This is a genomic window from Lysinibacillus sp. AR18-8 (genome assembly GCF_001705465.1).
GTDB lineage: Bacteria > Bacillota > Bacilli > Bacillales_A > Planococcaceae > Lysinibacillus > Lysinibacillus capsici.
Genome location: NZ_MDGU01000019.1, coordinates 32,838 through 50,811, shown reverse-complemented (window position 1 = coordinate 50,811; position 17,974 = coordinate 32,838). Strand labels below are relative to the sequence as shown.

General features: G+C 37.6%; 21 protein-coding genes. All 21 read left to right on the top strand.

Features of this window, described 5'->3' with window-relative positions; all coding sequences use genetic code 11:
* The first annotated feature begins 4 nt into the window (after positions 1-4).
* Complete coding sequence (gene fliI / locus BFM98_RS15265; protein ID WP_066037836.1) at positions 5-1,330, top strand: flagellar protein export ATPase FliI; 1,326 nt, start codon at positions 5-7, stop codon at positions 1,328-1,330.
* Positions 1,331-1,780: a flagellar export protein FliJ gene (gene fliJ, locus BFM98_RS15260; protein WP_048391613.1), complete on the top strand. Its 450-nt coding sequence runs from the start codon at positions 1,331-1,333 to the stop codon at positions 1,778-1,780.
* A 4-nt stretch (positions 1,781-1,784) separates the two neighbouring features.
* Positions 1,785-2,393 (top strand): MotE family protein, encoded by a 609-nt coding sequence (locus BFM98_RS15255; protein WP_009371153.1) that lies wholly within the window; start codon positions 1,785-1,787, stop codon positions 2,391-2,393.
* A 25-nt stretch (positions 2,394-2,418) separates the two neighbouring features.
* Positions 2,419-3,687 carry a flagellar hook-length control protein FliK gene (locus BFM98_RS15250; RefSeq protein ID WP_066037814.1) on the top strand — a complete coding sequence of 423 codons (1,269 nt, stop codon included), beginning with the start codon at positions 2,419-2,421 and terminating at the stop codon, positions 3,685-3,687.
* Positions 3,688-3,689: 2 nt separating this feature from the next.
* On the top strand, positions 3,690-4,382 hold the full coding sequence (flgD, locus tag BFM98_RS15245; protein WP_066037813.1) for a flagellar hook assembly protein FlgD: 693 nt from the start codon (positions 3,690-3,692) through the stop codon (positions 4,380-4,382).
* Positions 4,383-4,397: 15 nt separating this feature from the next.
* Complete coding sequence (locus tag BFM98_RS15240) at positions 4,398-4,766, top strand: TIGR02530 family flagellar biosynthesis protein (protein ID WP_066037812.1); 369 nt, start codon at positions 4,398-4,400, stop codon at positions 4,764-4,766.
* An 86-nt stretch (positions 4,767-4,852) separates the two neighbouring features.
* A complete protein-coding gene (locus BFM98_RS15235; protein WP_066037811.1) occupies positions 4,853-5,815 on the top strand; it encodes a flagellar hook-basal body complex protein in 963 nt (320 codons plus the stop codon).
* 93 nt (positions 5,816-5,908) lie between these two features.
* Complete coding sequence (locus BFM98_RS15230) at positions 5,909-6,130, top strand: flagellar FlbD family protein (protein ID WP_048391601.1); 222 nt, start codon at positions 5,909-5,911, stop codon at positions 6,128-6,130.
* On the top strand, positions 6,120-6,548 hold the full coding sequence (fliL, locus tag BFM98_RS15225; protein ID WP_004269291.1) for a flagellar basal body-associated protein FliL: 429 nt from the start codon (positions 6,120-6,122) through the stop codon (positions 6,546-6,548). The genes BFM98_RS15230 and fliL overlap by 11 nt, the downstream gene beginning before the upstream one ends.
* A 31-nt stretch (positions 6,549-6,579) precedes the next feature.
* Positions 6,580-7,575 (top strand): flagellar motor switch protein FliM, encoded by a 996-nt coding sequence (gene fliM / locus BFM98_RS15220; RefSeq protein WP_004269290.1) that lies wholly within the window; start codon positions 6,580-6,582, stop codon positions 7,573-7,575.
* Positions 7,568-8,800, top strand: a complete 1,233-nt coding sequence (gene fliY, locus BFM98_RS15215) for a flagellar motor switch phosphatase FliY (protein WP_066037810.1) — start codon at positions 7,568-7,570, stop codon at positions 8,798-8,800. Before fliM ends, fliY begins: the two co-directional genes overlap by 8 nt.
* Positions 8,801-8,821: 21 nt before the next feature.
* A complete protein-coding gene (locus BFM98_RS15210) occupies positions 8,822-9,184 on the top strand; it encodes a response regulator (RefSeq protein ID WP_004269288.1) in 363 nt (120 codons plus the stop codon).
* A gap of 10 nt (positions 9,185-9,194) precedes the next feature.
* Positions 9,195-9,872, top strand: a complete 678-nt coding sequence (locus BFM98_RS15205; RefSeq protein ID WP_254660045.1) for a flagellar biosynthetic protein FliO — start codon at positions 9,195-9,197, stop codon at positions 9,870-9,872.
* Positions 9,869-10,534, top strand: coding sequence for a flagellar type III secretion system pore protein FliP (fliP, locus tag BFM98_RS15200; protein WP_048391597.1), 666 nt, complete (start codon positions 9,869-9,871; stop codon positions 10,532-10,534). Before BFM98_RS15205 ends, fliP begins: the two co-directional genes overlap by 4 nt.
* A gap of 13 nt (positions 10,535-10,547) precedes the next feature.
* A complete protein-coding gene (fliQ, locus tag BFM98_RS15195; protein WP_004269285.1) occupies positions 10,548-10,817 on the top strand; it encodes a flagellar biosynthesis protein FliQ in 270 nt (89 codons plus the stop codon).
* A gap of 4 nt (positions 10,818-10,821) precedes the next feature.
* Positions 10,822-11,595 carry a flagellar biosynthetic protein FliR gene (gene fliR, locus BFM98_RS15190; protein WP_048391595.1) on the top strand — a complete coding sequence of 258 codons (774 nt, stop codon included), beginning with the start codon at positions 10,822-10,824 and terminating at the stop codon, positions 11,593-11,595.
* A 1-nt stretch (position 11,596) separates the two neighbouring features.
* Positions 11,597-12,685 (top strand): flagellar biosynthesis protein FlhB, encoded by a 1,089-nt coding sequence (gene flhB, locus BFM98_RS15185; protein WP_048391594.1) that lies wholly within the window; start codon positions 11,597-11,599, stop codon positions 12,683-12,685.
* 23 nt (positions 12,686-12,708) lie between these two features.
* On the top strand, positions 12,709-14,739 hold the full coding sequence (gene flhA / locus BFM98_RS15180) for a flagellar biosynthesis protein FlhA (RefSeq protein WP_066037808.1): 2,031 nt from the start codon (positions 12,709-12,711) through the stop codon (positions 14,737-14,739).
* Positions 14,739-15,935 carry a flagellar biosynthesis GTPase FlhF gene (gene flhF, locus BFM98_RS15175; protein ID WP_048391590.1) on the top strand — a complete coding sequence of 399 codons (1,197 nt, stop codon included), beginning with the start codon at positions 14,739-14,741 and terminating at the stop codon, positions 15,933-15,935. Before flhA ends, flhF begins: the two co-directional genes overlap by 1 nt.
* Complete coding sequence (locus BFM98_RS15170) at positions 15,932-16,807, top strand: MinD/ParA family protein (RefSeq protein ID WP_066037807.1); 876 nt, start codon at positions 15,932-15,934, stop codon at positions 16,805-16,807. Before flhF ends, BFM98_RS15170 begins: the two co-directional genes overlap by 4 nt.
* A complete protein-coding gene (locus BFM98_RS15165) occupies positions 16,808-17,962 on the top strand; it encodes a protein-glutamate methylesterase/protein-glutamine glutaminase (RefSeq protein ID WP_081011047.1) in 1,155 nt (384 codons plus the stop codon). It abuts the gene before it with no gap.
* Positions 17,963-17,974: the final 12 nt, after the last annotated feature.

Sequence of the window (17,974 nt, the reverse complement as noted above, 5' to 3'; positions counted from 1 at the left end):
CTTGATGAAAGCGGCTCAATTAATTGAACAAATTCCGCATATCCCAACTTTTAAAAAGTTCGGTAGGGTTACTAGAGTTGTTGGCTTAATGATTGAGTCGCAAGGTCCAGATAGTTCTATAGGTGATGTCTGTAAAATTCATGTGGAAACTGTAAATCATGGTCACCAGATTATTTTAGCAGAGGTCGTTGGTTTTAAAGATGAAATAGTCGTCTTGATGCCTTTTACCTCCTTACGTGAAATATCTATTGGCTGCCTTGTTGAAGGAACGGGAGCTCCACTGGAAGTAAAAGTGGGTCCTGAGTTAATCGGCAAAGTATTGGATTCTATGGGGAATCCAATTGATGGCACTCTATTACCTAAAGGTCTCATGACAGTCCCTACAGAACAAGATCCACCAAACCCACTAACTCGTCCACCAATTAATGAAAGGCTTGAAGTGGGAGTCAAGGCTATTGACGGTATGCTAACAGTTGGAAATGGACAACGTGTTGGTATTTTCGCTGGTTCTGGGGTAGGTAAAAGTACTTTACTTGGTATGATCGCAAGAAATACACAAGCAGATTTGAATGTTATTGCGCTAATAGGTGAGCGTGGTCGTGAGGTTCGGGAATTCATCGAACGTGATTTGGGTGCTGAGGGCTTAAGTCGATCGATTGTTGTTGCAGCCACATCTGATCAACCAGCATTAATGCGGATTAAAGGGGCATTTACAGCTACAGCAATCGCCGAATATTTTAGAAATCGAGGCTTAAATGTCATGCTGATGATGGATTCCGTGACACGTGTGGCTATGGCACAACGTGAAATTGGACTTGCCACAGGAGAACCACCAGCACAAAAAGGTTATACGCCTTCTGTTTTTGCGATATTGCCTAAATTACTAGAACGTACAGGCACCAATGAAAAGGGTTCTATAACAGCATTCTATACTGTTTTAGTAGATGGTGACGATATGAATGAACCAATTGCGGATACTGTGCGAGGGATATTAGATGGTCATATTGTATTGGATCGAAATCTTGCCAACAAGGGGCAATATCCAGCCATAAACGTCTTGAAAAGTGTGAGTCGTTTGATGAATCATGTTGCAGAGCCAACTCATAAGAAAGCTGCTGAACGATTAAGAGAACTCTATTATACTTACGACAAATCAGAGGATTTGATCAATATTGGTGCTTATAAAAGAGGAACCTCTAAAGAAATTGATGAAGCAATTCATTATGAACCGCTCATTACTGCTTATCTTAAACAGGGTTACTTAGATAAAGTGACACTAGAAGAAAGTGTCAATGAGTTAATAACATTATCGAACGGTGGTGCGAAATAGATGGTCAGTTATGTGTATCGTTTTGAAAAAGTGTTAACTATTCGCGAACAAGAAAAAAACGAAACCGAAATGGCTTATAAGGAATCTGTCCGTTCTTTTGAAGAAATAGCAACAAAATTATATGACTTGCTAAAAAAGAAAGAAGATTTAATTGCATTTCAGCAGGAGCGTTTAATGGTTGGTTCATCCATAGATGAAATTCATCATTATAGTCGTTTCATTGATAGTCTCGAAAAAACAATTGCAGATGTACAACAGAAAGTGATACAAGCTCGTGCAAAGATGAATTGGCACGAAGAAAAACTATTAGAAAAAAACTTGGAAGTACGTAAATTTGAAAAAATGAGAGAAAAGGATTTTAAGCATTTCCAACAAGAGCAAGATCGTATAGAAAGCCTTTTTTTAGATGAAATTTCATTACAAACGTATAACAAGAAAGAAATCAGGTGATTTCATGGCAAAGAAAGACAATCGATTAGCAACAGAGTTAGTAGAAGAGCAACCAAAGAAAAAATCTGGGGGCTTTCTTAAGTTTTTTACTTGGATTGTACTGCCGATTATGTTTGTAGTAGCGGTTTTGCTTGTTGTGGCAACTTTAATGAATACAAATGTCTTTGATTTAGGAAAAAAGGCAATTGGTAGTTTACCTTTTATTCCCTCAGAAGAACAACAAGCAAAGGATGCTGTCGTTAATAACGACTCTAAAATAGTGAGTTTACAGGCAGAGGTACAAGAAAAAGAAGCAGAGATTACCCAGCTTCAAAAAAAATTAGATTCAACAATAACTGAAAAAGAGAAGCTGCTGACAGAAAAGGAACAGCTTCAATTTGAAATTGAAAAACTAAATCGTGAACAAGATGATGTGAAGCGTGACTTTAACGATATTTTATCAACATTTGATAAGATGTCGCCGAAAGCTGCGGCACCTGTGTTAATCAATATGAGTGATACAGAAGCACTGCGGATTTTAACGAATTTAAAGCCAGATAAATTAGCAGCTATTTTAGAAAAAATGGATGCAAAAGATGCAGCAAAATATACGGAGCTTATGGCTAAACAGTAGGATAATTGAAAGGAGGTGAAAAATAGTGGATGTAGCAATGATGCAAATGATTAATAAAACAGTACCTACTAAAACTGTAGCAACAAAGTCAACAACAGTTGGTAACGCTGAAGGAAAAATAGGCAGCACTCCGAAGAAAGAAAATTTATCAAATTTTGGTTCTGTTTTTGGGCAAGTATTAACTTCTTCAAATGAAACAACTCAATCATCAAAAACGACTTCATCAAATGAACTTGCGGATTTACAAGCGTTATTAAATGCTGACTCAATGGAGGAAGTACTAGATTTACTGGGGATTTCTCACGATGATGGCTTATTAATGCTTCAATTTGGAGAAGACGGTAAGGCAGTTGCACTGGATGAAATGCTTCATTTAGAAAATATATTAAATGCATTAGGTATTGATGAAGAGCAGCTTCAAAAAATCGTCCAACAGCTACTAGGAGAAGAAAAGGAAGCAAGTGATGTTTGGGAGCTCTTAACATTAGTAGATGCCCAAGCGCCGGTATTACAGGCGAATATAAGCACTGCTTTACAAGGCGAAGGTCAAGTGACACCAAAAGAGGCATCACAACTTCTTCAAGTGTTGAAATTAGTGCAATTAGTAGGGCAAAAGACAGACTTAACAGCATCCCAAGAAGACCTGCTAACGACTGTGAAGAGCCTATTAACGTCATTACAAACGCAGGTAGGAACTTTGCAGGTAACAACAAAAACAACTGTTACATTGCCATTACTAGGCTTCCAGCAAGTTGTTCAGCAAGTCCAAGTAACGAAACAAAGTGATACAAATACAAATGACATGCTTACGCCACAAACTGTACAAACGAAACCAGACACATTCCATGTAACGTTACCAACGGCTAAGCCTGCTCAATCCGAAGCTTTACTAAAAGAAATGCAAGCCATTATCAATCGAGCTCAGATTTCGAACGCTCAAGGTATTACACGTTTAACCATAAAATTGTATCCAGAAAATCTAGGGACGGTTCGTATTGAACTTGTACAAAATGATGGTGTCCTTACAGCCCGTTTGCTGGCTTCTACAGCTCATGGACGTGAATTGCTTGATAGTCAAGCACACCAGCTAAAACAGGCATTTGCTCAGCAAAATATACAAGTAGATCGCCTTGATATTGCACAATCATTACAAGATGCCGATCGTCAACAACGTGATCAAAGCTTCTTCAATAATTTCTTTAAACAACAACAGGACGAAGAACAGGATCAAAAAAGTGATGATGAAGATGAAGGAATGTCCTTTAGTGACTATTTAATAAGTGAGGAGGTGTAACAATGGCAGATACTACAACAAAAGTGACTAATACATCCATAACAGATGATCTTTATTACTCAAATTATAGAAAGCCAACGAAGCAAACAGGAAATAGTGAGCTCGGTAAAGACGCCTTTTTACAATTGTTGATTACACAATTACAGCATCAGGATCCTACAAATCCAATGGACGACAGGGAGTTTATTTCTCAAATGGCGCAGTTTTCTTCTTTGGAACAAATGCAAAATATGACAAAGGCAATGGAATCATTATTGTCATCACAGCAACAATCACAAATGATGAACTATGCAACCTTTATTGGCAAGGAAGTCAAATGGCATGAAATAACAGAAGAAAAAGATGAAAAAGGAAATCCTGTGGTTAATGAAGGAACAGGTGTAATTGAATCACTTAAATTTGTAGATGGTAGTGTTGTTTTCAAATTAGCAGATGGAAAAGAAATTTCACCTGGTAATATATCTGGAATTTTAAGTGGAGCTGGCAATCCTAGTTCAAATGGCAATAATAATGTACAAGAATCTCCGTTAGTGAAGGCTAGCCAATTAATTGGTAAGAATGTAACGTATAAAGACGGTGACCAAGAGCTAACAGGACGAATTGTCTCTGTTTCTAATAAAGATGGGGTCATTAATTACGTACTAGACAATGATAAAAAGCTAACAGATAAAGATTTTACAGTGATTAGTGAATAAAGGTGGAGAATAGTGATGGATAAGTTTTCAATTCATCGTGTACCCTTGCATCCATCTATTCGCACAGTACAGCCTAAGTCAATCAATACACAACAATCGTTTAAAGCTCATTTACAGGAAGCGTCTAGACAAGAGCTAAAAGTGAGCAAACATGCACATGAACGTATCATGGAGAGAAAAATTGATATCTCTGAACAAGAATGGCAGGTTGTATCGGATAAGGTATTTGAAGCACACTCAAAAGGTGTCAAACAACCATTAGTCTTGATGGATCAAGCAGCTTTAATTATCAGTGCTAAAAACGCTACGGTTATTACAGCAATGGATCGCACGGAAGCAAAGCAACAGTTATTTACTAATATTGATGGCACAATTGTGCTTTGAAGGCTGGACCTTCTTACGTAAGGAAGCCTTGGTGAGCTGACTGATAGAGGCTCACCCTATATAAAACGAAGGGAGAACGAAAACATATGTTACGTTCTATGTACTCAGGTATTTCAGGTCTTAAAAACTTCCAAACAAAGCTAGATGTGATTGGTAACAATATTGCAAATGTAAATACTTATGGCTTTAAAAAAGGAAGAGTTGTTTTTAAAGATTTAGTTTCTCAAATGCAAACAGGTGCATCTGCGCCAACGCAAACACGTGGTGGTGTAAACGCAGTACAGGTTGGACTAGGTGCACAACTTGCTGCAATAGACACAGTACACGGTACAGGCTCAATGCAAACAACTGCACGAGTTTTAGACTTAGCAATTTCAGGTGATGGTTTCTTCATGGTTGGTGATGCGAATGGAGCACCTGATGATACAGGTACAATTGATGAAGAGGGCTACAGCAATATTCTCTATACTCGTGCTGGCAATTTCTACATGGATAGAAATGGATATTTAGTGAATGCAGACGGTAAATATTTAGTAGGTCATGCAAGTGACGAATTATCTATCGATGCAGATAACTCAGTGGATGGTTCTGGTGCTGAAGAGCAAAAAGAAGGTAACGGCCTTTCTGATATTGAAGGAAATATCACAGAAGAAATGGACTTTTCAGCTGATATTTCGCCAATACGTATCCCTACAACAGCACAATCCATGTCTATTGGACAAGATGGTACAGTAGAGTATGTTGACTACAAAGGGGACCGACAATATGCAGGACAGATCATTCTTGTGAAATTCCCTAATGCTGGCGGCCTTCAAAAACAAGGTTCTAACTACTATCAAGTGACAGCGAACTCTGGTGACCCATATGCACAGGTTGCAACAGTTGGTGGGATTGGCTCTGTACAATCTGGATTCCTTGAAATGTCTAACGTAGACCTATCAGAAGAGTTTACAGAGATGATCGTTGCACAGCGTGGTTTCCAAGCGAACACACGTATTATTACAACTTCTGATGAAGTGTTACAAGAACTAGTAAACTTAAAACGATAATAATATAGTCCTTTCAAAACGGACGTTTTAACAAACATATTTTCATATGAGGGAGGGTCGGGCCGGCTCTCATGCTAGACCCGGCCCTAATTCATGATTGAACTAACACGTCTAAATGGCAAAGCATTTACATTAAATGCTTTATACATAGAAACAGTCGAATCATTTCCAGATACGACTATTACATTAACAACTGGAACAAAATTAATTGTTTTAGAGAGTGAAGATGAGGTGCGACAAAAGGTAACTGCCTTTTATAACAATATACAAATACTATCCAACCCGCATCTACGAGGTGAAGAAGATGAAGAATAATAAAATGCTAACAATGATTATTATTTTACTAGTAGCAGTCATTCTGATTGGGGTTATTTTGTTTGTATTGCTTACGCAATTTAATAAACCCACAGGAGCTGTTGAGCCGTCCATTGATGAGATTGTAGAGGCAACAGTGGAGATACCAGAGATCACGACAAATCTTGCAGATAAAAGAGTTGTTCGCTTGTCATTGAAAATTCAAACGACAAGCAAAGATGCTGCTGCAGAATTAACAAAGCGCGTTTTCCAAGTGCAAAACATCGCCATTCAAGAGCTTTCTGAAATGGAGCAAAAGGACTTAGAAGGTAAGCAAGGGAAACAAATTTTCCAAAAATCATTAAAAACAAGATTAAATGAGTTGATGCAAGAGGGAGAAGTCCAGGAAGTATATTTTACCTCCTTCATTACTCAATAAAACAGAAACTGCTTGAATTGGAGGTGGGCAAATGGCAGGAGATGTGTTATCTCAATCCGAGATAGATGCGCTGCTTTCCGCTATATCGACAGGGGAAATGTCAGCGGATGACATAAAAAAAGAGGACGAGGGACGTAAGGTTAAAGTTTATGATTTTAAACGAGCACTTCGATTCTCAAAAGATCAAATCCGAAGTTTGACCCGAATACATGAAAATTTCGCACGACTATTGACAACCTTTTTCTCTGCACAGCTTAGAAGCTATGTACAAATTACGGTTGCATCAGTAGACCAAATACCATTTGAAGAGTTTGTTCGTTCCATTCCAAATATGACACTCATTAATGTATTTGAAGTGCCACCATTAGATGGTAATATATTGATGGAAATTAATCCGAACATTGCCTATTCGATGTTAGATCGCCTAATGGGCGGTAGTGGGGCAAGTCATAGTAATGTAGATAACCTAACGGAAATAGAAACAAAAATTATGACAAACCTTTTTGAACGCTCATTCGACAATTTACGCGAAGCATGGGAAAATGTTGCGGAAATTGATCCTATATTAGTGGAACTTGAAGTAAATCCACAATTTTTACAAATGATTTCACCTAATGAAACGGTTGTCGTAATTTCATTAAATACGATAATTGGTGAGACAAGCGGTATGATTAATATTTGTATTCCGCATGTTGTATTGGAGCCAATAGTTCCAAATCTTTCGGTTCGCTATTGGATGCAAACCAATACGAAAGAGATGTCACCAGAGCAAACAAAAATGCTTGAAACACGTGTGAAACAAGCCCAATTACCACTCTCAGTTGAATTAGGATTAACGGACATCACCATTGAAGATTTCCTAACAATGCAAGTTGGAGATGTCATACAGTTAGATCAAAAAATTGAAGCGCCATTACTACTAAAAGTAGGTACATTGCCGAAGTTCACTGTTCAACCAGGTAAAAAGGGCAAAAAATTAGCAATCCAGATTATCGACCCTTTGAAAGGAGGAGACGAAGATGAGTGATGAAATGCTCTCCCAAGAAGAAATTGAAGCGCTATTAAGGGGCGAGACGTTGGGAGATAAAAACAACGACACTGATGCTTCAACAAATGAAGAAATAAATGAGATACGAGTGGAGGATTACCTTGATTCGTTTGCACAAGATGCATTAGGAGAGGTAGGCAATATATCCTTTGGTAGCTCTGCCACAGCTCTTTCAGCGTTATTGGGTCAAAAAGTAGATATTACAACTCCAAGTATTTCGATGATTAATCGTAATAAATTAGAAGAGGAATTTCCTCATCCATATGTAGCTGTACAAGTTGAATATACAATTGGTTTGACAGGTATGAATTTACTTGTTATTAAACAATCTGATGCAGCAATTATCGCAGATTTAATGTTAGGTGGCGATGGATTAAATCCGAAGCCAGACTTAGGTGAAATTCAGCTAAGTGCTGTTCAAGAGGCTATGAATCAAATGATGGGCTCAGCTGCTACATCTATGTCGACGGTCTTCAACAAAAAAGTAGATATTTCTCCACCGACAATTGATTTAATGAACATCTCGCAAGATGAAGGTCGAGAAAATATCCCAGAAGACGATTTGCTGGTGAAAGTTTCATTTAGATTAAAAATTGGTAATTTAATTGATTCGAATTTAATGCAATTATTACCGCTTAAATTTAGTCAAAATATTGTAAAATCATTATTAGGTGAAACAGGAGTGTTTGAGGAACCTGTGGCAGCAACTATTGCACCTGAGGTTCCACCAGTTACACCACCGCCTGTTCAACAGCAAATACCTGTAGCACCACCATCTGAACAACCAGTTTATCAACAGCAGTCAGTACCGATGCAGCAACCGATTTATCAGGAGCCACAACAATTTGCACAACCAGCAAGACCTGCACAACCAGCACAACCTGTAAATGTGCAACAAGCCCAGTTTGCTAGCTTCGATACAAATGTAATCTCTCAATCTGAAGCTAGAAATTTAAATATGCTACTTGATATTCCATTGCAAGTTACTGTAGAGTTAGGACGTACGAAACGTTCTGTTAAAGAGATTTTAGAACTATCAAGTGGTTCAATTATTGAACTGGATAAATTAGCGGGAGAACCAGTTGATATTTTAGTCAATAGTCGTTTAATTGCTAAAGGGGAAGTCGTTGTTATTGACGAAAACTTTGGTGTCCGTATTACAGATGTTTTAAGTCAAGCAGAGCGTTTAAATAATTTAAGATAGTTTCAATTGGAGGAGTTAACCATGTCTAAAAGAATTTTGATTGTAGACGACGCTGCATTTATGCGCATGATGATCAAGGATATTTTATCAAAAAATGGATTTGAAGTTGTTGGAGAGGCAGCAGATGGTTTACAAGCTGTCGAAAAGTACAATGAACTAAAACCAGATTTAGTAACAATGGATATCACAATGCCAGAGATGGACGGTATTGCAGCTCTTAAAGCAATTAAGGGAACAGATCCAAGTGCAACTGTAATCATGTGTTCAGCAATGGGGCAACAAGCAATGGTAATCGATGCGATTCAAGCTGGTGCAAAAGACTTTATCGTAAAACCTTTCCAAGCAGATCGTGTAATTGAAGCGATTCAAAAAGCGCTAGGATGATTGCATGAAAATGTTAAAATCATTTCGTTTAACGATGATTTTCGCATTTCTTGTATCCTTCCTGTTTTTGTACCCGACACCGACTTCTGTCTATGCAGACGTTGATACAAATAGTGTCACGGATTGCATTAAAGACCCAGAAGCTTGTAATGGAGATACGACTGATCCAGCTGCTAAACAAGAAACAACTGTAACAGCAGCTGGAGATATATCTGCATGGGAATACATAAAAATGGTTTTGGCGCTTATTTTTGTTGTAGCTTTATTTTATGGATTGATGAAGTTTTTAAATAAACGAAATTTAAACTTCCAACGTAATCAAATGGTACAAAATTTAGGCGGTTTATCGTTAGGTGCACAAAAGTCAGTTCAGCTTTTACAGGTAGGTAAAACATTGTATTTAGTTGGGGTCGGAGAAGACGTTCAGCTATTACGAGAAATTACAGATCCTGAAGAAGTTGAAGCTCTTTTAGCCCTTTATAACGAAAGACAAGAATTTGCAGCAACATCACCGTATATTGTAGAAGTATTTTCTAAGTTTAAGAGAAAAGATAGCGCGAAGGTGCAAAATGATCAGCAAAAGCAGGATTCATTTGGCAATCTATTCGAAAAAAAGCTATCAGAAATAAAACAGGAGCGTAGTGATGAGATAGAGAGATGGAAGCAGAAGGAGAAGGATGGTAAATGAATGATTTAATCAATATTTTTTCCAACAGCGATCCAACGAATGTCTCTACATCTGTAAAGCTCTTACTTTTACTAACAGTTTTATCACTTGCACCAAGTATTTTAATTTTAATGACTTCCTTTGCTCGTATAGTCATAGTCTTATCCTTTGTGCGTACAGCATTGGCAACACAGCAAATGCCACCAAATCAAGTGATTATTGGGCTGGCACTATTTTTAACATTTTTTATCATGGCACCAACCTTTCAAGAGGTCAATAAAGAGGCATTACAACCATTGTTTGCTGAAGAAATTGGTATAGAAGAAGCCTATGACCGTGCTAGTGTGCCATTTAAAGAGTTTATGAGTAAGCATACTAGGCAAAAAGATCTTGATTTATTTTTAACATATAATCAAGCAGAAAAACCAGCATCAGTGGAGGAAATCCCACTGACTATGCTTGTACCTGCCTTTGCTTTAAGCGAAATTAAAACAGCATTTCAAATTGGTTTTATGATTTTTATTCCATTCCTAGTGATCGATATGATTGTCGCAAGTACATTAATGTCGATGGGGATGATGATGTTACCGCCAGTAATGATTTCATTGCCATTTAAAATATTATTATTTGTACTGGTTGATGGCTGGTATCTCGTTATGAAATCGTTACTACAAAGTTTTTAGGGGATGATACAGTATGACAGGTGAGTTGGTTATTTCCATTGCAGAGCGTGCTATAATGATTATCCTTCTAACAAGCGGTCCGCTACTATTAGTTGCTTTAATCTCGGGTTTAGCGGTAAGTATCTTTCAAGCCACAACTTCGATACAAGAGCAAACGTTAGCATTTGTACCAAAAATTATTGCTGTCTTAGTGGCCATCGTATTCTTTGGCCCTTGGATGCTATCTCAAGTTACAAGCTATGCGAGAGACATATTCGAGAATTTAACGCGTTATATAGGGTGAGTACATGAATGAATTAATTCCGCATTTAACGGTTTTCTTATTAGTACTTGTACGTGTCTCAGCCTTTTTTGCTACGGTTCCTTTTTTTTCCTATAGAACCATTCCACCTCAAGTCAAAATTACTCTCGCACTGGTTTTAGCTTGGATGATGTACTATACAATTGATGTTGAGCCATTTGCATTCAATGATGATTACATATTATTAGTGGTGAAAGAAGCACTAGTTGGACTATTACTCGGTCTAATGGGCTATATCATCATGTCCGCAATTCAAATTGCAGGAAGCTTTATCGATTTTCAAATGGGTTTTGCCATTGCTAATATAATTGACCCGCAAACAGGTGCTCAAAGTCCATTAATCGGTCAGTTTTTTAATATGCTAGCACTGCTTTTATTGTTAGCGATTGATGGCCATCATATGATTCTTAATGGAATCTACTACAGCTATCAATTTTTCCCGATGGATCAATTCCCTAGTTTTATGAACGAAAACTTTCCTCAATTTATTATCACCACTTTCACAGCAGTTTTTGCCATAGCATTCCAGATGGCTGCTCCTGTTGTAGCGACCTTATTCTTGGTCGATTTAGCTTTAGGGATCACTGCAAAAACAGTACCGCAATTAAATATATTTGTTGTCGGTTTTCCTATTAAAATTGGTGTTAGTTTTTTAGTGTTATTTACAATGATGGCCGTTATGATTCAAGTTATTCAAAAGCTTATTACGATTATGATTTATGGGATGCGTGATTTAATGGCCATTTTAGGTGGTGGATAATATGAGACTACTACTGAATTTAGAGCTACAATTTTTTGCGGGTGAAAAAACAGAAAAGGCAACCCCTAAGAAACGACAGGATGCTCGGAAAAAAGGGCAAGTTGTCAAGAGTCAAGATATTTCTAGTGCCATTGTAATGTTAATGGTATTTATCTTTTTGTTTTTCTTTGCAGGTTCTTTGCGTGACGAGCTTTTAGCTTTTTTCAGGCAAACCTTTATTCATAACATACGCATCGAATCACTGACTATTGATAGTGTGATGCACCTATTTACAGAAACTTTGATTCAAATGGCTTTTATCATTGTGCCCATTATGGCAATTGCATTTGTCGGAGCACTTGCAGGTAACTTTTTGCAATTTGGTTTTCTTTTTACGTTAGAGCCAATGAAGTTTGATTTGAAAAAGATGGACCCTATTAAAGGGTTAAAAAAGATATTTTCTGTCAAAGCCATTGTGGAGTTAATAAAGTCTGTTTTAAAGATTGGTTTTATCGGAAGTGTTACAACAATTATTATTTGGTCAAACTTACCAGAAGTTTTGGCGTTATCGTTTAAAAGTCCATGGATGACTCTCATTACGGTAGGGAAGCTTGTTGGTATTATGGGTATAGCAGCTTCTTTAGTATTACTTTGTGTATCCGTTTTAGACTGGATGTATCAAAAACATGAGTATGAAAAAAATCTTAAAATGTCTAAGCAAGATATTAAAGATGAATATAAAAATAGTGAGGGTGACCCCTTAATCAAATCAAAAATCAAACAACGCCAACGTGAGATGGCGATGAGACGTATGATGTCAGAGGTCCCGAGTGCGGATGTAGTTATTACCAACCCTACTCACTATGCAATTGCCCTCAAATATAATGAGGACAGTATGGATGCTCCTCGTGTTATTGCGAAGGGGACAGACTTTATTGCTCAAAAAATTAAACTGATCGCCAAAGAACATGATGTAATAATGGTTGAAAATCGACCTTTAGCACGAGCTATGTATGACCAGGTAGAAATAGGCGATCAGGTACCAGAAGAATTTTTCAAAGCAGTAGCAGAGATACTCGCTTATGTTTACCGTATTAAGCGAAAAATTTAAGGCTTTTTGTAGGAGGGACACAAATGAAAGTTCGCGATATTGGGGTTTTAGGTGCGGTTATTTTAATCGTTGCGATGCTCATCATCCCTCTTCCTCCGTGGATGTTAAGTTTTTTAATTGTCATTAATATTACATTAGGATTAATTGTACTGCTCACAGCAATGAGTATGAAAGAAGCATTGGATTTTTCCATTTTTCCTTCGGTAATTTTACTATTAACTTTGTTCCGATTAGGACTAAGTGTTTCCACTACTCGTGCCATCTTAGCAAATGGAGATGCAGGTTCGGTCGTTGAAACTTTTGGTGATTTCGTAGTTGGAGGAAATATACTTGTTGGTTTAGTCGTCTTTTTAATTTTAGTGTTAATTCAGTTTATTGTTATTACAAAAGGTGCAGAACGAGTAGCAGAAGTAGCGGCACGTTTCACACTTGATGCGATGCCAGGTAAACAAATGAGTATTGATGCTGACTTAAATGCGGGGATTATTTCCGAAAAGGAAGCACGTGAACGTCGTGAAAAAGTATCAGGAGAAGCCGACTTCTACGGAGCAATGGACGGTGCTACAAAATTCGTAAAAGGGGACGCCATTGCCTCGATGGTAATGGTTATTATCAATCTATTATTTGGTATCATCATTGGGGTTGTCCAAATGGGACTTCCATTTGCGGAAGCAGCAACACATTTCTCTAAGCTAACTGTTGGAGATGGTATTGTATCCCAAATTCCTGCTTTACTTATTTCAACAGCCACTGGGATTGTTGTAACACGTGCATCTTCTAAAGGAAGTCTCGGCCAGGACATTACAGGTCAATTATTTGCCCAAGCTAAACTGCTTTATGTAGCTGGTGGTACAATTGTATTACTTGGTTTATTTACACCAATTCCGGATTGGATCACACTTCCAATTGGGATTGCTCTAATAGCGGGAGCTTATATGATGGGTCGTAAGAAGCCAGAGGACGAAGAGGAATTACTTGAGATTGAAGAAGAAGTGGCTACTGACGGCATGAAGAGCCCTGAGAATGTTGTGAATTTATTAAATGTGGACCCAATTGAATTCGAATTTGGTTATGGATTAATTCCCTTAGTAGATGCCGCTCAAGGTGGGGATTTATTAGACCGTGTTATCATGATTCGTCGACAGCTTGCCTTGGAGTTAGGTATCGTGATCCCGGTAGTCCGTATTCGAGACAATATTCAGCTTCAACCAAATGAATATCGAATTAAAATAAAGGGGAACGAAATGGCACGAGGGGAACTTTTACTAGATCATTATTTAGCGATGAGTCCTGGCGACGATGATTCTATTGAAGGTATTGATACTGTCGAACCATCATTTGGATTACCAGCTAAATGGATTACAGAGCAAGTAAAAGAGGATGCGGAAATGTATGGTTACACAGTTGTGGACCCACCAAGTGTAGTGTCAACACATTTAACTGAAATAATTCGAGCGAATGCTCATGAGTTATTAGGCCGTCAAGAGACAAAGCAGTTAATCGATCACTTACGCGAATCCCATCCAATTTTAGTAGAAGAATTAACACCTGCACCTTTATCTACTGGAGAAATCCAAAAGGTACTGGGTAAGCTTCTTCGGGAGAATGTATCAGTGCGTAACTTACCGATTATTTTTGAGACACTTGCAGACTATGCAAAATTAACGAGTGATACAGATATCTTAGCTGAATATGTGCGTCAAGCATTGGCTCGTCAAATTACAGCGCAGTATGTTGGGGATAGTTCAGTGTTAAAGGTGATTACGGTTTCAGGTAAAGTAGAAAAAATGATTGCTGATAGTATCCAACAAACGGATCACGGAAATTATTTAGCTATGGACCCACAAGATTCTCAAACAGTATTAGAAACTATTGCAGCGGAAGTAGAGCGTGTTTCGTTTATGGAGCAATCAGCTATTATATTATGCTCTCCAGCAGTTCGGATGTATTTACGACAACTAACGGAGCGTTATTTCCCACAAATTCCGGTTCTATCCTATAATGAATTGGATGCTTCGGTTGAAATTCAAAGTGTTGGGGTGGTGAATGTTTAATGAAAATGAAAAAGTATTATGCATCATCCATACCAGAGGCGATGAAGCAAGTGCGAGCAGAATTAGGTGAGGACGCAGTCATTTTAAATTCAAAAGTCGTCATCACAAAGAAATTTTTTGGCATGATAAAAAAGAAAAGTTTTGAAGTGGTTGCGGGTATTGATGCAATGGAGCCCCAGCAAGTGGCTTCAGTTCCAACACCAGCTGTACTGCCTGTAGTAAAAAAAGAGAATGCAAGGTTACAAGAGATTACAAATGCTATTCAAGCAAAAATGCATCAGGAACCACCCCTTGATGTAGCAGCAGTACATGAGGACGCTAGCATGTCAGAAGAATTGAGAAAAGAAATTGCTGATTTAAAATCATTAATGCAATCGATGCATAAAAAGACTACCCAAGCTCAATATCCCGATGAACTCTTACCCTTCATTGAATACTTAAGACAGCAAGAGCTAAGTGAAGAGCTCATCACAACGATAGGTGATGAGCTTTTTATGCATTTTAGAGAAGCATCCGAAATAAATTTTTCACAATGTAAATTGATAGCAAAAAATTTATTACGTAAGAAGCTAGAAGTACTTCCAGTCGGAGGATTATCCTACGAAAGAAAATATATAAACATTTTAGGGCCAACAGGGGTTGGTAAGACTACAACTATTGCTAAAATGGCTGCTAGAGCTGTGTTAGAAAAAAAGAAAAAGATTGGCTTTATTACGACAGATACTTATCGGATTGCGGCAATAGAGCAGCTTAAAACATATGCTGGTCTTTTACAAGCTCCTGTAGAAATTGCTTACAATGCAACAGATTTTGAACAAGCAATCCAGAGATTATCACATTTAGATTTGGTTTTTATTGATACAGCTGGTCGAAATTATAAAGAAGTCAAGTATGTTGATGATCTCCAACGCCTCATAAAATTCGATGATCATGCAGAATCTTATTTAGTGCTTGCAATGACAACGAAAGAAAGGGATATGGAGAATATTGTAGATCAATTTAAGCAATTACCAATTCAAAAATTTATTTTTACAAAAATTGATGAAACAAATTCTATTGGCACAATGATCAATTTAATGATTAAATATAATAAAGGACTTGCTTACTATACGAATGGTCAAGAAGTACCAGAAGATATTGAAGAAGCTGATTTAGAAGCAGTACTTAATTTGTTTTTTCAAGGTGAAGAAAAATGAGAGACCAAGCTGAAGCATTACGCTTAAAAATGATGAAACAGCAAGGCGAACTAGGTAGAGCGATTGCAGTTGTAAGTGGCAAAGGTGGAGTAGGTAAGAGTAACTTCACAATGAACTTTGCCATGACTTTAGCCCAAAAGGGAAAAAGAGTTGTCATTGTAGACATGGATATTGGGATGGGGAATATCCATATCTTAATTGGGAAAAATGCTTCTTATAGTTTAAAAGATTACTTAGAAGGAAATAAGCTACTAGATGAGGTAATATTTGAAGGACCTTACGATTTAAGGTATATTTCAGGTGGGTCAGGTATGACGAGTGTGCTTGATTGGTCTCATAGTATGTTTGAACGACTTATTCAAGCATTTGAAGAACTTCAAAAAAACTATGATTATATTTTATTTGATATGGGCGCTGGTGCTACTAATTGGTCGTTAGATTTACTCACATCTATTGATGAAATTATCGTCATTTCAACAGCGGAACCTACTTCTATTACAGATGCGTACTCCATGATGAAATATATTCATGTTCGAGATCCAGATAAGCAGTTTTATATTCTCTGTAACCGCGCTTTCAGTAAAGAAGAAGGAATAGAAACGAATGAACGTTTACAGTTAACAATGAAACGTTTTTTAGACAAAGAAACGATCATTCTTGGTTCATTACCTGAAGACCCTGTTGTGCGTAAGGCAGTGCGCGAGCAAGTGCCATTCTCACTTGCTTATCCAGACGCATTAATATCAAAGACATTGCAACTTATAGTCGTTCGTTTTATGGAGCAACGTGCGGGGGAAATACATGCACATGATCAAACAACGAAAAAATTTTTAACGAAACTTAGAAGTATTTTCTCGAAAGGGCGTGATTAATTGGACTTTTTGCATAAAAGCAAGCTTTTAGTTGTGGATGATTCTGCTTTTATGAGAAAGCTAATTAGTGACTTTTTTGTTGGCAACTCGAAGGTGGAAGTAGTTGGAACAGCTCGAAATGGAAAAGATGCGATCAAAAAGATACAATCGTTGAAGCCAAACGTTGTGACAATGGATATTGAGATGCCTGAAATGAATGGGCTCGATGCTTTAAAAGAAATTATGATACAATGTCCAGTTCCTGTAGTAATGCTCTCAAGTACCACTCAACGTGGGACAGAAAATGCAATTGCTGCAATTGAGGGCGGGGCAGTAGATTTTGTTGCCAAGCCGAGTGGGACCATCTCCCTTGATTTACATAAAATTCAAAATGAACTTGTGCACAAAGTGGAACAAGCTGCAACGGTGCCAATTTCCAAATTGAAAAAACCTTCTGGTAGTAAACGACAACAAGAACAAGTGACAAGGGTGAGTACCGTAATAAAGGAACCACAACAGCATGGACGAACAAATACGTCTACTAATGTTGTTTCTACTAAGGTAGCCGTAACTAAACCAATGGTAGAATGGAGTAAAATAGGAAAGAAGATTGTGTTAATTGGCACATCAACAGGAGGACCTCGCGCACTTCAGGAGGTTGTTACTAAAATTCCTAAGTCTATTCAAGCTCCTATATTAATTGTACAGCATATGCCTGCTGGATTTACTAAATCGCTTGCTAACCGACTTGATCAGCTAAGTGAAATTTCTGTTAAAGAAGCTGAACAGGGCGATATTTTGCAAAATGGAGTAGCTTATATTGCACCAGGTGGATATCATTTAAAACTTAGAAAAGTAGGGACAACTTTTGGCATTGTTCTTGATAATCAAGAAGCACCAAGATCTGGCCACCGACCTTCTGTAGATGTAATGTTCGAAGATGTTAGTCAATACAAAGATTTTGATAAAGTAGCAGTGATTATGACAGGTATGGGTCATGATGGCTCTAATGGTCTAAAAGCATTAAAAAATACTGGCAATGTCATTGCTATTGCAGAATCAGCTGAAACTTGCATTGTATATGGTATGCCAAAAGCAGCAGTAGAAACGCAACTTGTTGATGAAGTTGCAGATGTAGATGATATTGCACAAACAATAATGAAATATTTGCCTTAAAAGGGGTGTCCT

Coding starts and splice junctions, on each gene's coding strand:
- fliI (WP_066037836.1), top strand. CDS start 5: ATGAAAGCGGCTCAATTAATTGAACAAATTCCGCATATCCCAACTTTT.
- fliJ (WP_048391613.1), top strand. CDS start 1,331: ATGGTCAGTTATGTGTATCGTTTTGAAAAAGTGTTAACTATTCGCGAA.
- BFM98_RS15255 (WP_009371153.1), top strand. CDS start 1,785: ATGGCAAAGAAAGACAATCGATTAGCAACAGAGTTAGTAGAAGAGCAA.
- flgD (WP_066037813.1), top strand. CDS start 3,690: ATGGCAGATACTACAACAAAAGTGACTAATACATCCATAACAGATGAT.
- BFM98_RS15240 (WP_066037812.1), top strand. CDS start 4,398: ATGGATAAGTTTTCAATTCATCGTGTACCCTTGCATCCATCTATTCGC.
- BFM98_RS15235 (WP_066037811.1), top strand. CDS start 4,853: ATGTTACGTTCTATGTACTCAGGTATTTCAGGTCTTAAAAACTTCCAA.
- BFM98_RS15230 (WP_048391601.1), top strand. CDS start 5,909: ATGATTGAACTAACACGTCTAAATGGCAAAGCATTTACATTAAATGCT.
- fliL (WP_004269291.1), top strand. CDS start 6,120: ATGAAGAATAATAAAATGCTAACAATGATTATTATTTTACTAGTAGCA.
- fliM (WP_004269290.1), top strand. CDS start 6,580: ATGGCAGGAGATGTGTTATCTCAATCCGAGATAGATGCGCTGCTTTCC.
- fliY (WP_066037810.1), top strand. CDS start 7,568: ATGAGTGATGAAATGCTCTCCCAAGAAGAAATTGAAGCGCTATTAAGG.
- BFM98_RS15210 (WP_004269288.1), top strand. CDS start 8,822: ATGTCTAAAAGAATTTTGATTGTAGACGACGCTGCATTTATGCGCATG.
- BFM98_RS15205 (WP_254660045.1), top strand. CDS start 9,195: ATGTTAAAATCATTTCGTTTAACGATGATTTTCGCATTTCTTGTATCC.
- fliP (WP_048391597.1), top strand. CDS start 9,869: ATGAATGATTTAATCAATATTTTTTCCAACAGCGATCCAACGAATGTC.
- fliQ (WP_004269285.1), top strand. CDS start 10,548: ATGACAGGTGAGTTGGTTATTTCCATTGCAGAGCGTGCTATAATGATT.
- fliR (WP_048391595.1), top strand. CDS start 10,822: ATGAATGAATTAATTCCGCATTTAACGGTTTTCTTATTAGTACTTGTA.
- flhB (WP_048391594.1), top strand. CDS start 11,597: ATGAGACTACTACTGAATTTAGAGCTACAATTTTTTGCGGGTGAAAAA.
- flhA (WP_066037808.1), top strand. CDS start 12,709: ATGAAAGTTCGCGATATTGGGGTTTTAGGTGCGGTTATTTTAATCGTT.
- flhF (WP_048391590.1), top strand. CDS start 14,739: ATGAAAATGAAAAAGTATTATGCATCATCCATACCAGAGGCGATGAAG.
- BFM98_RS15170 (WP_066037807.1), top strand. CDS start 15,932: ATGAGAGACCAAGCTGAAGCATTACGCTTAAAAATGATGAAACAGCAA.